The organism is Marinobacter sp. L-13 (genome assembly GCF_056857715.1).
This window is the reverse complement of the sequence record NZ_JBSXNQ010000057.1, coordinates 20,395-35,567: the sequence shown is the minus strand read 5'-3', so window position 1 is coordinate 35,567 and position 15,173 is coordinate 20,395. Positions and strand designations below refer to the sequence as shown.

The following is a 15,173-nucleotide window of genomic DNA, read 5'->3' as shown; positions in this document are numbered from 1 at the left end:
CAACATGATGAACATCGACGAAATTCTGGAATACCTGCCGCACCGATACCCGTTTCTGCTGGTGGATCGGGTCACGGAGGTCGAAAAGGGAAAATCGATCAAGGGCTACAAGAATATTTCGTTTAACGAGTCGTTCTTCCAGGGCCACTTCCCGAACAACCCGATCATGCCGGGGGTGTTGATCATCGAAGCCATGGCTCAGCTGTCCGGCATTCTCGGTTTTGTGACTGTGGGCCGGAAACCTTCTGACGGCGTGGTACAATACCTCGCCGGATCCAGCAAGGCCCGGTTCAAACGCCCGGTTTTACCAGGGGACCAACTGTGTATGGAGTCGGAACTCATCTCCGGTAAACGGGGTATTTACAAATTCGAGTGTCGCGCGCTGGTCGACGGTGAAGTCGTCTGCGTGGCAGAGATTCTGACCGCTGAGAGAGAAGTTTGATGGCGACAAATGACTGGTCGGGTGTCCATCCTCAGGCGATTGTAGACCCGTCAGCCAGGCTCGGGGACAACGTCACTGTTGGCCCCTGGAGTTACATTGGCCCGGATGTGGAAATCGGTGAGGGCACCGAGATCCTCTCCCATGTTGTCGTTAAAGGGCCTACTGTTATTGGCCGCAACAACCGCATTTTTCAGTTCTCCAGTATTGGCGAAGAGTGCCAGGACAAGAAATACGCGGGCGAGCCCACCACTCTGGTGATCGGCGACAATAATGTGATTCGTGAAAATTGCACCATCCACCGCGGCACGGTCCAGGATCGTGGCGAAACCCGTATCGGCAGTGGCAATCTTTTGATGGCGTACGTGCATGTCGCTCATGACTGTATCGTCGGTGACAACACCATTCTGGCCAATTGTGCCACCCTGGCGGGCCATGTTTCGGTCGGCGATTTCGCGATTCTGGGCGGTGGTACCATGGTGCACCAGTTCTGTCATATTGGTCCCCACAGCATGGCGGCTGGTGGCAGCATCGTACTCAAGGACATTCCGGCTTATGTGATGGCGAGCGGTCAGTCCGCCCAGCCACACGGCATGAACGTGGAAGGCCTTAAGCGCCGTGGTTTCAGCAAGGATGTCTTGCTGGCTTTACGCCGCGCCTACAAGGTGATCTATCGCCAGGGGCTGACAACCGAACAGGCCGTCGAAGAGCTTGAGAAGTCCTACTCCGATGTTGCAGAAATACGTCCCCTCATTGACTCCCTGCGTGGAGCTCACCGCGGCATCATCCGCTAACCCGGCAGGAGCCTGTCGGTGACAGATCTTTCTCACGCGACCATCAGCGAGCGTAAAATCACATTCGGAATCATTGCCGGTGAGGCATCGGGGGATATCCTCGGTGCCGGCCTGATCCGTTCGCTGCGCCAACGCTATCCCCAGGCCCGGTTCGTCGGCATTGGCGGGGAGGAAATGGTTGCGGAGGGATTTCATTCCCTGGTGCCGATGGAACGTCTTTCGGTCATGGGGCTGGTGGAGGTCCTTGGACGAATTCGTGAATTGTTCAGCATCCGGGCCCGGCTCCTGGACTATTTCTTCGCCACGCCACCGGATGTTGTGATCGGTATCGATTCTCCGGATTTTACGCTTGCGATCGAACGGCGCTGCCGCGAGGCCGGCATTCTTTCCGTGCATTATGTCAGCCCATCGGTTTGGGCCTGGCGGCAGAAGCGGATCTTCAAAATTGCCAAATCGGTCAACCTGATGTTGACCCTGTTTCCTTTCGAGGCAAGGTTTTACGAGGAGCATCAGGTGCCTGTGGCCTTCGTGGGCCATCCACTGGCAGATCGAATTCCCATGGCGCCGGATACCCTCAAGATGCGGGAGTCGTTGGGAATAGATGCGGACGCACCCGTACTGGCGGTTCTTCCCGGTAGTCGTGCAGGAGAAGTGGAGAGACTTGGTACCTTGTTTCTTGAAGCCTCTCGCTGGATACAGGAAAGAAGACCTGATCTGCAGTTGGTGATCCCCTGCGTGAACCGGGACCGGGAGAAGCAGGTGCGCGATCTGGTCGATGCGTTGGAGGTGAAGCTTCCGGTTACCATCGTACGTGGGCGTTCCAGGGATGTTATGGCCGCCTCCGACGTTGTGCTCTTGGCCTCTGGAACGGCAACACTCGAAGCGATGCTTCTCAAAAAGCCGATGGTTGTAGGGTACCGCCTGAGCGGGTTCAGCTATGCGCTTCTGTCGAAGTTGGTGAAGGTGCCTCATGTCGCATTGCCCAATCTCCTCGCGAAGCGCCAGCTTGTTCCAGAGCTGCTCCAGGACGACGCCACGGCCGAGAGTCTGGGTGCAGCAGTGCTTGAGCGACTGGAGAACAAAGAGGAGAGGGCGAGGCTTAACGAAGCCTTTACCGAGTTGCACCATTCACTGAAGCAGGGGGCTGATGAAAAAGCCGCTCAGGCGATCTCAGACCTGATAGAGCAGGGTGTCCACTGATGCCCAAGAGCCCTTTGCCACCCTTCGAGTGTCGTTACACCGGTTCTTTGCTTGCCGGCGTGGACGAAGTCGGTCGGGGGCCGCTCATCGGGGCCGTCGTGACTGCCGCGGTCATTCTGGATCCGGACCGGCCAATCGCAGGCCTGGCTGACTCAAAGAAACTGACCGAGAAGCGTCGCAACGCCCTCTACGATCAGATTCTCGAGCATGCCAAAGCCTGGAGCATTGGCCGGTGCGAGTCCCACGAAATCGACCGGCTGAATATCTACCAGGCCACAATGCTGGCTATGGAGCGCGCAGTATCGGGGCTGGCTGTGGTGCCTGAGTACGTTCTGGTGGATGGTAATCGCTGTCCCAAGTGGCGCTGGCCGTCGGAACCGGTTGTCAAAGGCGACAGTCGGGTGGCTGCCATCAGCGCCGCTTCTATTATTGCCAAAGTAACCCGTGACCGGGAAATGGAAGCGCTGGAAGCGCGTTTCCCCGGGTTCGGCCTGGCGCAGCACAAAGGTTATCCGACCCCGGTCCATCTGGAGGCCCTGCGCCGCCTCGGAGCAACCATTGAACACCGCCGCTCCTTTCGACCTGTTCAGGAAGTGATTGAAACAGTGGGATTCTATCAAGATCACGCTGCCCCAGAGCCCGAAGAGCTTCAGTACCGGGCAGACCTTTTCGAAGATATCGATTGACAGTTTTGAATCCAATCATTAATATACGCGCACGTTGATCGGGGTAGCCCGGTAAACAACCAGTTTTGATGCGGGGTGGAGCAGTCTGGTAGCTCGTCGGGCTCATAACCCGAAGGTCGTTGGTTCGAATCCAGCCCCCGCTACCACTATTTAACAAAGCCCGCTTATGCGGGCTTTGTTGTTTCTAATCGGAGCTTCTGAGTCACCGAGACCGCTGTAGAGAAAGGGCCCGCTTTTGCGGGCCTTTTGTTTTATAAGCTACTCCCATACTTCTCCCTCAATAGAATTTTTTCAGTGCTGCCGCCTGTTGTCGGCCCCTTCCGGGCAAATTTTTGCCTTCCCAATCAGTAACTTCTCTAACTTCATTACGAGTCCCTGACGGGAAATTGACAATTTCGTAACTAGGGGAATGACAGAGTTCACATCGATAATCAGCCCCGTTTTATACAATTTCACAAAATCGACGAAAAAATGGTGCTTAAACCACATGAAGCGCGTCATCAAAGTGTCACAGGCATGGATTGCCGCGTTCGCTATGGGAGCACTACTCACAGGGTGTGGCGGTGGTGGCTCTTCCGATTCTTCAGGCACACAAACTAGCTCTAGTGGGGGAATCTCGTCTCCGGAACGCTCCGCAGTATTGAGCTGGAGCGCTCCCCTGACTCGCGTTAACGGCGAGAGCATTCCGATGGGTGAGCTCGACAGATATGTGATCCGGTACGGTCAGGATGCTGACGAGCTGAGCGAAGAGGTGGTTGTCACCAATGCTCAGGCCGAAGCGGAAATGTCCTACGAGGTGAGTGGTCTGGACGCAGGGACCTGGTATTTCACTATCCAGGTTCAGGATACCAATGGGCTGATCAGTGAGCCCTCCGATGTTGTGAGCAAGTCCATCCGTTCCTGAGACTAGAACCCCGGGCCTGGAGTATGAAGTCTCAGGCCATCGGGTCTGCAATCGGCAATTTGAGGGTGAACGCAGAGCCTTCGCCCGGTTGCGACGACACCGAAATTTCCCCTCTATGCTTTTCAACAACGGTTTTGACGAAGGATAGTCCGAGTCCCGTTCCGTGGACTCCGGCCAGCTCAGTGCTTTTTTGACGCCGGTAACGGTCAAACAGGTGCGGCAGTTCCTCCGGATCGATACCGGTACCTTCATCGGCAATCGTCAAACAGGCCTGATGGCCAGCGCGGAAGACCTGAATGCTGACGTCTGATCCACTCGGGCTGTATTGAACGGCATTGGTCAGCAGGTTGATAACGGCGCGCTCCAGAAGCTCTGCATTGCCTTTCAGCCACAAATCCTCGGTACCCTGTAACTGGAGTTGTATCTGCTTCTCTACAGCCTGCTCGCTGACGCTGTCACGGGCGTTCTCTACGATCGCCAGAAATTCGCATTCGTAGAACCGGGTTTCCGTTAATTGTTCCGCCCGGGCCAACTGCACGAATTCCTCGGCCAGGTGATAGCTTCTCCGGGCCAGCCGCCCCAGTTGTTCCAGCTGTTCCTGTTCAATGTGGCTGGGATCCCGTTTCAACTGTTCGATCAGGGCAAGCTGTGAAACCAGAGGCGAGCGCACGTCATGGGAAATAAAGTCGATTGCCTCGCGGTGCTGGCGCTGCTGCTCCCGCAATTCCGAAATATCCGAAATATTGGCAATGATGCCTTGCTGGTCGCTGTCTGGCAGCGAAAACGGTGCAAAATGAATCAGGAAATCTTTGTCGCGAATCCTGAGGTCTACGGTGCGGCTCTGTAATAGGGTCAGGGTGTCGGAAACGGTTTCATGCCAGGGTGGCGTTTCCCGCGGATCGTGTCCCTCCAGCAGTTTTACCAGGGGAAGGCCGGCCAGGCTCGGCATGGGCTCGCGGAACCATTCCTCTATGTGGCCGTTGGCAAAACGGATGACCCCCAGTTCGTCGGTCACGATGATACCGTCGGGCATGCGCTCAAAACTTCTCCGGATGAACTGCTGCATGTGGTTCAACCGATCCGTGGCGATGCGGACCCGCTCGATTCGTGCAGAAATGTTTTCACTGGGTCTGGCTGCAGAATCCGCCGGTACGGCTTGCTCAAGGTGAAGCCTGCGCAGATAGCGCTGGATGGCCTCGCGCCCGAGATCATTGGGTAACAGCAGGCCCAGGTGATAGCGGGTGCCGGCTCGCAATAGCTGAATCCAGCTGCGATTGCTGTCGTGAAACCAGTGCCCCGGAGTCAGGTCATCTGGAATATCGCTCTGTGACAGTCCACGTGCGGAGAGGATGTCGTTCTCCTCCATCAAAAGCCACCCTGTGGGGCGAAACAGGGCCTGGAAGTGCTCCAGAAGTTGTGTCGGGTTCCTTCCCGAGGGTGCGGGCAGTGCGACCTGGGGACTTCTGGCCAGTTCGTCCAGTTGACGGTTCAAAAATCGGTTGGTCATGGCCAGTCGAAGGCCGCTGGATACAGGAAAGGCCAAGAGTGGAACCAGCAGTGCGTTTGCAAGGGGAAACCACCATCGCATCGTCAGCAGCACGAACAGATAGATTCCGAGCAGTCCCGCCAGAACCGTCGCGCAGGCGAGAAGGGTTCGCGCAGGGCGCATGGGTGGCAGGGCGAGGGCGAGTATCAGGATGGTTGTCATGGCCAGCAGGGCAGACGCCCACGCCGGTGCCGGCTTAATCAACAATCCCTGCATGTATGCCGACAACACGTTGGCGTGGAATTCAACGCCGGACATCGGACGGCTCAGCCCCGAGAAGGGCGTGGGCAGTATGTCGCCAAAACCGGCGGCTGTGGCACCGACAAAGACTATTTTGCCACTGAAGTGTTCGGGTGCGGCCGGCTGAGTGAGTACCTGCGAGAAAGAATACGACTGGAGAGAGCCGGCACCACCGATCAGGGGCACGGCACGGTATTGATCCCGGATATTGACATAGGAAGGCGTATCCCCGGCCTCCGGATTTTGTGGTCCAACACCGCTTGCGGCCAGCGCAAGGCTTGGCCAGAGCTGGTTCCCGAGGCCATTAAACAGGTAAAGACCTCTGGCAACGCCGTCGCTGTCCAGTTCCACATGAGCATGGCCCAGACCGGCGGCCGCTGAAGCCAGCACTCCAACCGGCAATTGTTCGCTTAACAGGTACTGGGAGGTGGGAGGCGACAGATAGACTGGCAGAATAACGTTGCCGTGACTTCGCATCTGTTCTGCCAGTTGCTGGTCGTCTGGCGACGGTTCGGCGAACAGAATATCGAACACAATGGTTTTTGCGCCTGCCTCGTTGAGCTTGGCAATGAGCTCAGCGTGCAGATTACGGGGCCAGGGCCAGCGGCCCAGGCGATTCAGGCTCAGCTCGTCGATCGTCACCAGAACCACCTCGTCCGAGGCTTCCAGTGGATTCGAGGTGATGGCTTGGTCGTACAGCCAGTAATCCAGGCGTTGAGGTAGTTCGGTTGTCTGGATAAGCAGGAGCAGTGCCAGCAGTATCAGGCCCAGAGTCCAGGGGGTCGTTTTAATTGGCAGCCAATCCCGGTTCATGAGCCCTGCTGTGTGGTTCGGTCGATCAACGGATTATTCCAGGTACAATTCCCTCCCTGGTCCCCAACGGCTTTGCAGTGGACCATCAGAAAGAGCTTTCAGGCGCACAAAATACCGCCTTCCGGGAATAAGACGCAAGGCTGCCGTGGTATCAGGCAGTGTTGCCTCCTTGATGATATTGTTGAAGCCCGGCTCCTCCGAGAGTTGCAGTCGGTATTCTGCCGCCGTGTCTACCTTCTCCCAGAACACCCTTACCTGGCTGTCGATGTAGTTCACGCTGATGATCCGAACCGGAGGCAGGCTGCCATTGACCACCAGCTCCCGCGGCTGCGTTGTAGCAACTGAATTGCCGCCTGCTTCGGTCACCACGCGCCAGTAATACTTGCCAGGCCCAAGCGGGCGTGAGGGCAGGGCAGCCGTTTCGGGTGCCCACTCGCTGGTGGCGATCAGGTTCCGGAAATCCTGATCTTCGGCTATCTCTACCCGAGCCACTTCATTGTCGCCGTTAAGCTGCCAGCGAAACTCGGGCATATCGTCGTTGACGGTGCCCCCATCTTCCGGAGCAACCAGGCTGGCAGTCCTGGCCTGAAGATCGACTTCCAGCGGGACGACGCGTGGCATCCCCGCCGTGCCGCGAGTATCGAGTGCCGCCAGGTGTACCTCATAGCTGCCATTATCCAGTTGCCCGATATCAAAGCTGTTGCCTGTCAGTTTTCGGCTTTCTACCCAGCGGCCTGTGTCGCTTTCGAAGATGTCCACCCGGTGCATGGGGGCGCGACTTTCCTGCCAGGTCATGGTGGTGGGCAGTTGGGTCAGTCTCGGTGGCAGTGGATCGAGCGCCGGCGCTGGCGGTAGGCGGCGAATGCTCAGGCCGTCATTGTTAGTGGTGGACAGGCTGGCTCCGAAACCCGCAGGGATCCGGCGGGTCTTGCCGGGGGCCCCGAAGTCAACGTCGCCCTCGGTTACCTGCAGGCGAGTGCCCTCTGCCGATGTCTGGAGTGAAAATGCGGTACCTCTCACGGCGGCGACGGCCGAAGGCGTTTCAATCTCGAATCGTGCGCCTCCCTCCATGACCGGCTTCACTCGGGTGTGGATCTCGCCCCTGTCGAGTCGGAGTCTGGTATCGACCATGCCGGCTTTGCCGTATTGGGTCAGGCGATTGAAGATGAGTCGAGAATTCGGAGAAATCCTTACTTCCGAGCCGTCCGCCAGTTCAATGGTGGCGGTCCCGGACGCGGACAGAATTTCATCACCAACGCGGATGAGGGCGTCTTCACTCAGGGGTGTTTTCCGACCGGTATTTCCGGAAATCAGCTGTACGGTTCCGGTGACCGATGTCGCCCGCGCCGGCTGAGGTTGGCGCTTTAGCCAGGCAAGGGGAATTCGCACACTGTCGCCGGCACCCAGAATGGCACCGTTGCCAATCTTGTTGTATTGCAGAAGGCGACTCGCGGGATAATTGGGTGCGAGCAGGTCGTTGGCCACTTCCGAAAAGCTTTCTCCCGGCCGCAAGGTGTAGATCCACTCGGGCACCGGGTTGGCCGACGAAACGTCAGAATGCCCGGCTGAACCGCGCGTTACCGAAAGCTCGGCAGCCGCGGGGGCAGCCCAGGCAAGCAGTGAAAGGATCAGCAGCAGTGCCGGTAATCGCGGAGCCGGGCTGTCAGTCATTGGCTGCCCTGGCGGGTTCGTCGACGTCAAAGGCCTGGTCCTGCGCCTTCATGGCCTCCAGTCGGTAGCCCCGCTGGTAAATGGTCTTGATGCGGAAGCCGTTTTCCGGGTTCAGGCCGAGACGACGGCGCAGTCGGCTCATATGCGTGTCCACGGTACGGGTATTGATATCCCGCGCCAGACCCCAGACGCGCTCAAGCAGCATTTCCCGAGTCAGCAGCCGGCCCTGGTTCTGGAACAGGAACAGGGTCAGATCGAAATCCTTGTCGGTCAGCGTCAGTTCTTCACCATGGAGTGCAATGACCCTTTGCTGCGTGTTGATTTCGAACGGACCATAGCGAAGCACTTCCTTTTCGCTGTCAGGATTGGAGCGTCTCGCCAGAGCATTGATGCGCGCGCCCAATTCCGCCGCACGGGCCGGCTTGGCCAGGTAATCGTCGGCGCCGGCATCCAGAGCCCGAACAATATCTGCCTCGCTGTCCCGCTGGGTGAGAAACACGACTGGAATCGGCCAGTTCAGCTGGGCGCGAACGCTCTCGAGAACATCAATGCCGGTCATGTCCGGAATCTGCCAATCCAGAATCAGGAGGTCATAGCTGCGGTGCAGAACCGCGCTCAGGAAATTTTGGCCGGTCGGGAAGCTGTCGCAGTGGTGCCCGCTTTCAGACAGAATTGACTGGATGTGCTGTGCCTGTTCGGTTTCATCTTCAAGCAAAGCAATACGCATTAAGCCTCTCCCGGAGTGTCGCTCTCTTGCCTGGTATCGAGCAGAGCTTTCAATGGACTACTCTGCTATATCAATCAATTATCACAAAATGTGGATCTGCGTTCAGTATCGTTATGTAGACTTGCGTAAACGGACTGAAGGCTTTCCGTTGTCGTCGTCCAGTGTTTGTCGGCAGCCGGGGAAATTACTGCAGCCCCAGAACCAGCCTTTTTTCCCTTTTCGTCGCACCAGGGGCGAGAAACAGTGGGGGCATGGAATGGGTTTCTGGCCAGTGCCATCCTGAGGCGTGGCTTCTTCCAGCGGTCGGGTGCCCCGGCAATCCGGGTAGCGGGTGCAGGCAAAAAAGCGGCCGAATTTGCCCTCTCGCTCCAGCATCGGGGCGCGACATTTGGGGCAGTGGGGCTGTGCCTCTGGCGAGGTTGTGCCGATGCTCTCCGAGTCGACGGTCGGGCGGCCCTGGGGCCTGGCCAGAAAGCCGCGGATCTCCTCTTTGAGGGTATCCAGAAACTTTCTGGGGTCGCCCTCGCCACGGCGAATGCTCTCCAGGTTGGCTTCCCAGACGGCCGTGCGATCCGGCTTGCTGACCGATTCGGGCAAAGCACTGATCAACGCCTTGGCTTTGTCGGTGGCGCGGATATGCCGACTGTCGCGGTACAGGTAATCGCGCTTGAATAAGGTATCGATGATCGCAGCCCGGGTTGCTTCGGTGCCCAGGCCATCGGTCTCGCGTAGGGTTTTGCGAAGTTCGGTATCGGTTACAAATCGGGCAATGTTGGTCATTGCCGAGAGCAGGGTCGCGTCGGTGAAATGCTGGGGCGGCTGGGTTTTGCGCTCGCTGAGGTTGCTATCGTCGCAGAATACCGGTTCGCCTTTTTCCAGTCTGGGAAGCGGTGCCTTCTCCGGTTCCTTGCGAGCTTCTCGCAGTTTCAGTTCCAGCGTTTTCCAGCCGGGCACCAGGATGGCCGTTTCCGTCGCGCGGAATTCGTGCTCTGACACTCGTACCGTTAGCTTACCCTCCCTGTGCACGGCATCGGGCGCGAACTGCATCAGATAGTACCGGCTGATCAGTCCGTAGATTTTTTCTTCCGCGTCACTGAGTTTGCCGTTCGGCGTCGGGCGGCTGGTTGGGATAATAGCGTGGTGGGCGTCGACCTGTTTGTCGTTCCACGCGGAAGTCCTGCGGCCAAGGTCTGCGCCGTTGCAGGCTTGCTCCAGATCCGGTGCCACTCGGGCAATGGCTCTTATCACCTGCTCCCGCTGGCTGTAGTGGCCTTCCGGTAAAAACCGGCAATCTGATCGCGGGTAGGTGATGAGCTGGTGGCGCTCGTAAAGATTCTGGGCGGTATCCAGGACGTCTTTGGCACCCATGCGGAATAGCCGGCCTGCTTCAATTTGCAGGGCCGACAGGGAAAACGGCAGCGGTGGCGCTTCCGACCGATCCCGAAAGCGGGACTCGGTGATGGTGCCGGGTCGGTTTCGAACGCTGTCGGCAATCTGTTCAGCGACTTCCCGGTTGAGCAGGCGGTTCTCTTCATCCAGGTAATCCTGGAACTGCTCGTTGGGCTGCCAGCGGGCGGTGAAGGTTTGCTGGTCGGCTTCTTCCTCCTGAGCCCTGAACCTTGCTTCAATGCGGTAATAGGGCTTGGGCTGGAAGTGTTCGATGGTATTGTCACGTTCAACCACAAGGCCAAGTACCGGAGTCTGTACCCGGCCAACGGAATAGACCCCCTGTTCACCCTGCCGCTGATAACTGAGGGTATAAAATCGGGTCAGGTTGATGCCATAGAGCCAGTCGGCGCGTTGTCTGGCCAGGGCGGAATGGGATAACCGACGGAATTCCCGGTTGTCCCTGGGGCTCTGGATCGCCCGGGCCACGGCCGCTGGCGTCAAATCGTTGATCAGTATCCGTTGAACCGGGGCGCTGGCACCGAAATAGCGGATAACTTCGTCCACCAGCAGCTGGCCTTCCCGATCCGGGTCGCCAGCATGAATAATGGTCTTGGCCTGGCGAATCAGCGATTCCAGCACCTTTAATTGTTGCTGAACACTGTCCTTGGGCATGACCTCCCATTTGTCGGGAAACATCGGCAGGTCTTCCTGGCGCCATTTCTTCCAAGCGGGGTTATAGCGTGCAGGTTCTGCCGGTTCCAGCAGGTGGCCGATGCACCAGCTAACGGTGGCAGCATTTTCGCCAGTGCCACAGCGTATCCAGCCCTGGCCTTTCTGGTGAGGGCCAGGGAGGGCAGCGGCGATGGCGCGGCCGAGACTTGGTTTTTCGGCGATGTACAGGTGCATGGGGTTTGGGTGTTTTGGAATCGGGATGGGAATGTGGCGCTTTGGCTTTATGGTGTCAAGGCTCTCGGGTGTGTCCTGTATGTGTAGTAGACTGAGGGTGTTGGTGGAGGCGGCTGTGAAGATGGCTTTCCCAAAAGACGCCGTGAACCCATCCATGGGGGCTTGGTGCTGCCATCCTTGGCAACACACACTTTTGGGAAAGCCATCTCCACACCCGCTTCTGACCGTTCGCCATTCGCCCTCTTCCATCAGGGTTGAGCTGTAGGAGTCTCGAAACATGAAGATCCAGAATGCAATTGAAACCAAGCTGAACGACGCCTTCGATGCGCGTGTGCTTCAGGTGGAGAACGAGAGCCACAAGCACAGTGTGCCTCCTAATTCTGAAACTCATTTCAAGGTGACCCTGGTGTCGCCGGAATTTGAGGGGCAGATGAGGGTGCGGCGGCATCAGGCGATTTACAAGGTGCTTGCCGAGGAACTGGCGGGGCCGGTTCATGCGCTGGCGTTGCATCTATACTCACCGGAAGAATGGGAGGCGACGGGGCAGTCGGCGCCGGAATCTCCGAATTGTATGGGCGGGTCGAAGAAAGATCCGGCGATGGCGACGCGGACCGCACAGGGAGAGGGTTCATGAGTCAGTTTTTCCAGATTCATCCGGAGACGCCACAGAAGCGTCTGATCAATCAGGCGGTGGATATTCTGCGTCGTGGCGGGGTGATCGTGTATCCCACGGATTCCGCCTATGCCATTGGTTGTCACCTCGGTGACAAGCAGGCGGCGGATCGGATCAAGCGGATTCGCCGTCTGGATGACAAGCACAACTTCACCTTGGTGTGCCGGGATCTTTCGGACATCGGGGTCTATGCCAAGGTGGACAACACCCAGTACCGGTTGCTGAAGAATTTCACGCCCGGGCCCTACACTTTCATTCTGGATGCCACCAGTGAAGTGCCCCGGCGGCTGCTTCATCCCAAACGCCGGTCAGTAGGCGTCCGTGTGCCGGACAATGCCATTGTTCAGGAGCTGTTGGGCGAGCTTGGTGAGCCCATCATGAGTAGCACTCTGATTCTGCCGGGCGAAACCGATCCGATGACAGACCCTTATGAAATCCGGGAAACCCTGGAGCATGAGCTGGATCTGATTATCGACGGGGGATTCTGCGGTATGGAAGCGACCACGGTCGTGGACTTTACCGGCGAGGCTCCGGTGGTTACCCGTGTTGGTAAGGGGGATCCGGCGCCTTTCGAGGTCTGATTCTCCTGATCCGTCTTTCCTTTATGCCCGGGCGTTCAGATTAAAGGCGTACGCCCGGCTATTCCCTGCAGCTTCGATTTGCTCGGCACTCACTGAGCGGCGCATGGTGTCGTAACGGTGCACGAGGTCCTGCAGGCCGTTGAATTGCTGGTTCTCGCTGATCAGTGTGTCCAATAGCGGGTTATTCACCCCGTACGCCTGATTCAGTTTGAGCGCATTGTCCATGAAATGCAGCGTTGGCTCGTTAACGCTGAGGCGATTGAACGCTTCCTTGAAGTTTTTGTTTACGTTCAGGTCTTTTTCAATCTGGATGCGTGTGTTGTCTGCGATTTTCCCTTCCACCGCAACGCTGCCATTCTCCGTTTTGCTCACGTTCAATGCGGTTGCCGGGTGCAGGTTGTATTCGGCAAGTTTGTGCCGCAGTGTTTCTCGAACGAAGGCAAGATCCTGCCCCACAGTTTGTTTGTAGTCGGTCATGGCCAGTCGGCGGGCTTTCAGCCGTGAGAGGTCAGACTGGTTGTTCTCCGAGGGTGTAAAACGGTCATCGCCAGGTGTCGGCTCGGTTTCCATGGCCTTTGCCTGTGCTTTGCCGGGCGCGGCTTCCGGCCCTGTTGAAGGCGTCTGGCGCCTTTCCATGGCCTGCTGGAACTGGGTGCTCGCCCGGATCAGAGATGTCAGTAGGGACATGGATGGGTTTCCTCCTTCGGTCAACCGGAGTGCGGTTTCCGAACAGTCAGCGTTGGGAATCACGAATGCTTGTCATCATGCTCTGCAGCTTTCAGGCCAACTCGATGAAGTCCCGGGCTGAGGGCTCCCTCCTTCCTTCATGTGTAAACGACTTTTCCCGGATCTGATCTGGGTCAGGAAATAATTGACGCATATCTATAAAGTTTGGCGACAGTTAGTTGTCATCACGAAACGTCAAAACAACGTCCTGGCCGCATGCCGCGCGGTCTCTGTGTCGGGTTACCATGAAAAAACAGTATTCCATCCGCTTTCTCTTACTTGCCGCTCTGGCGGCTGCCTTCTCCCTGGTGCTCGTGTTTACCGTAATCTACAGTGCAGACTCGCAGCGTGATCATCTTGAAGAGTTCAGCCACAAATACGTGGATGGACTGGCAAAATCCTATTTCGATGGGCTGAATACCATGATGGTCACCGGCACCATCGGTAACCGGGATGTGCTTCGGAAAAAGGTGATGGCGTCTGAAGACGTGCTGGACGTGCGGGTGATTCGCAGTGACCATTTGAACCGGATCTTCGGCAACGGCAACGCGTCGGAACAGAAGCGGGAACCTTTGGACAAGAAAGCGCTTGCCGGTGAGCGGGTGGAGTCCTATTCCAGCAATGAGGACGGGCGAGTCTACACACTGATCGAGCCCGTGATCGCGATGGAGAACTATCAGGGCGTCAACTGTCTTGGCTGTCATCAGGCCAGTGAGGGAGACGTTCTTGGAGCCATTCGGGTGGACTATTCCATGGCTGACAGCGATGCCCGTTTGCAGCAGCAACTGCTGACCAGTGGCGGTATTCAGGTAGCCATCTTTGCTGCGGTGTTTTTCCTGACCGCCGCCGCTTTGAGTCGACTGGTGTTTTCCCGTTTGCGGCGACTCCACGACCGCATGGACGAGATCTCCAGAAATTCTGACCTGACCATTGAGCTTGAGGTTACCCGCAACGACGAGATCGGTTCCGTGTCCCGGGCGTTCAACCGGATGATGGCGAAGATACGGGAGAGCATGAATACCGTCATGGACAACGCCGAACAGGTTGAGCAGGCGGCCAGAAGCATTGCGGGGAAGGCTGACACGACAGAGAGGGAAGTGCTTGCCCAGCGTGACAACACAGATCAGGTGGCCAGCGCCACTACCGAGATGGCCGCATCTGCGGTTCAGGTCCGGGAAAATGCCATTCATACCACCCGAAAATCCGCAGATACTGCGGAATCAGCGAGCAAGGGTGAGAGCCTTGCCCGGAATGCAGTAAAAAGCATCGAGGCATTGAACACCGAGGTCCAGAGTGGCGCAAAACGCATTGAGCAGCTGGATCAACGTACCAGCCAGATGTCGGATATGCTGGAGGTAATCTCCAATATCGCTGACCAGACCAACCTGCTGGCGCTCAATGCCGCCATCGAGGCGGCCCGTGCCGGAGAGCAGGGGCGCGGTTTTTCTGTGGTGGCCGATGAGGTGCGTGCGCTGGCGTCGAGAACCCAGGATTCAACGGAGGAAATCCGGAACACCATCAACGGACTGAAGGGAGAGGTTGTCGATTGTGTGGCCACCATGCGCCATGCCTCTGAGATGGCAGAGCATCAGGTTTCAGCCATTCTGACAGTAGAGTCTGAACTGCAAACCATTGCCTCTGCTGTGCGGGAGATCACCAACCTCAATCAGGAAATGGAGAGCGCTGCCAACGAGCAGAGCGATGTCTCCGAATCCATTAATCACAACGTGATTGAAATCAGTCGCTCGGCAGAGCAGACCTCCGGGGATGCCAAGGAGACAGCGAGAATTGCCGGAGACCTTCTGGCCATGGCCGAGAATCTCAGGAAAACCATCGAACAGTTCCGGCTGAATCAGGAAAGCCGCCTTTAGAACGGCG

Annotated in this window: 13 protein-coding genes and 1 tRNA gene; 9 read left to right on the top strand and 5 right to left on the bottom strand. The window is 57.4% G+C overall.

The features are described 5' to 3' along the window. The first annotated feature begins 4 nt into the window (after positions 1-4). The 6 genes from fabZ (at position 5) to AC13DD_RS12455 (ending at position 4,023) form a co-directional block, all read left to right on the top strand. Positions 5-442, top strand: a complete 438-nt coding sequence (gene fabZ / locus AC13DD_RS12480) for a 3-hydroxyacyl-ACP dehydratase FabZ (protein ID WP_008170365.1) — start codon at positions 5-7, stop codon at positions 440-442. After that, positions 442-1,233 carry an acyl-ACP--UDP-N-acetylglucosamine O-acyltransferase gene (lpxA, locus tag AC13DD_RS12475; protein WP_482931241.1) on the top strand — a complete coding sequence of 264 codons (792 nt, stop codon included), beginning with the start codon at positions 442-444 and terminating at the stop codon, positions 1,231-1,233. Before fabZ ends, lpxA begins: the two co-directional genes overlap by 1 nt. Positions 1,234-1,251: 18 nt before the next feature. Next, positions 1,252-2,433, top strand: a complete 1,182-nt coding sequence (lpxB, locus tag AC13DD_RS12470; protein ID WP_092031647.1) for a lipid-A-disaccharide synthase — start codon at positions 1,252-1,254, stop codon at positions 2,431-2,433. Then, a complete protein-coding gene (gene rnhB, locus AC13DD_RS12465) occupies positions 2,433-3,119 on the top strand; it encodes a ribonuclease HII (protein ID WP_053114841.1) in 687 nt (228 codons plus the stop codon). The genes lpxB and rnhB overlap by 1 nt, the downstream gene beginning before the upstream one ends. 69 nt (positions 3,120-3,188) lie before the next feature. Beyond that, positions 3,189-3,265 (top strand) — tRNA-Met (locus tag AC13DD_RS12460). Positions 3,266-3,528: 263 nt separating this feature from the next. Further along, entirely contained in the window at positions 3,529-4,023 is a 495-nt protein-coding gene (locus tag AC13DD_RS12455; protein ID WP_482931240.1) for a fibronectin type III domain-containing protein, read from the top strand. Between the two features lie 31 nt (positions 4,024-4,054). Here the strand turns inward: AC13DD_RS12455 and AC13DD_RS12450 are convergent, their stop codons facing one another. From AC13DD_RS12450 to AC13DD_RS12435, 4 genes are all read right to left on the bottom strand, one after another. After that, complete coding sequence (locus AC13DD_RS12450; protein WP_273084759.1) at positions 4,055-6,622, bottom strand: CHASE2 domain-containing protein; 2,568 nt, start codon at positions 6,620-6,622, stop codon at positions 4,055-4,057. Positions 6,623-6,655: 33 nt separating this feature from the next. Further along, positions 6,656-8,293: a FecR family protein gene (locus tag AC13DD_RS12445; protein WP_008171400.1), complete on the bottom strand. Its 1,638-nt coding sequence runs from the start codon at positions 8,291-8,293 to the stop codon at positions 6,656-6,658. After that, positions 8,286-9,020 carry a response regulator transcription factor gene (locus AC13DD_RS12440; RefSeq protein ID WP_008171403.1) on the bottom strand — a complete coding sequence of 245 codons (735 nt, stop codon included), beginning with the start codon at positions 9,018-9,020 and terminating at the stop codon, positions 8,286-8,288. The genes AC13DD_RS12445 and AC13DD_RS12440 overlap by 8 nt, the downstream gene beginning before the upstream one ends. A 111-nt stretch (positions 9,021-9,131) precedes the next feature. Continuing rightward, positions 9,132-11,315 carry a DNA topoisomerase III gene (locus AC13DD_RS12435; RefSeq protein ID WP_092034027.1) on the bottom strand — a complete coding sequence of 728 codons (2,184 nt, stop codon included), beginning with the start codon at positions 11,313-11,315 and terminating at the stop codon, positions 9,132-9,134. A 277-nt stretch (positions 11,316-11,592) separates the two neighbouring features. Between AC13DD_RS12435 and AC13DD_RS12430 the strand changes: the two genes are divergently transcribed. Both AC13DD_RS12430 and AC13DD_RS12425 read left to right on the top strand, forming a co-directional pair. Next, positions 11,593-11,949: a BolA family protein gene (locus AC13DD_RS12430; RefSeq protein WP_008171407.1), complete on the top strand. Its 357-nt coding sequence runs from the start codon at positions 11,593-11,595 to the stop codon at positions 11,947-11,949. Next, complete coding sequence (locus AC13DD_RS12425) at positions 11,946-12,569, top strand: L-threonylcarbamoyladenylate synthase (protein WP_008171409.1); 624 nt, start codon at positions 11,946-11,948, stop codon at positions 12,567-12,569. The genes AC13DD_RS12430 and AC13DD_RS12425 overlap by 4 nt, the downstream gene beginning before the upstream one ends. Before the next feature lie 21 nt (positions 12,570-12,590). Here AC13DD_RS12425 and AC13DD_RS12420 read toward each other — a convergent pair whose 3' ends face one another. Continuing rightward, positions 12,591-13,256 (bottom strand): hypothetical protein, encoded by a 666-nt coding sequence (locus AC13DD_RS12420; protein WP_008171411.1) that lies wholly within the window; start codon positions 13,254-13,256, stop codon positions 12,591-12,593. A 284-nt stretch (positions 13,257-13,540) separates the two neighbouring features. Between AC13DD_RS12420 and AC13DD_RS12415 the strand changes: the two genes are divergently transcribed. Then, on the top strand, positions 13,541-15,166 hold the full coding sequence (locus tag AC13DD_RS12415; protein WP_092033993.1) for a methyl-accepting chemotaxis protein: 1,626 nt from the start codon (positions 13,541-13,543) through the stop codon (positions 15,164-15,166). Positions 15,167-15,173: the final 7 nt, after the last annotated feature.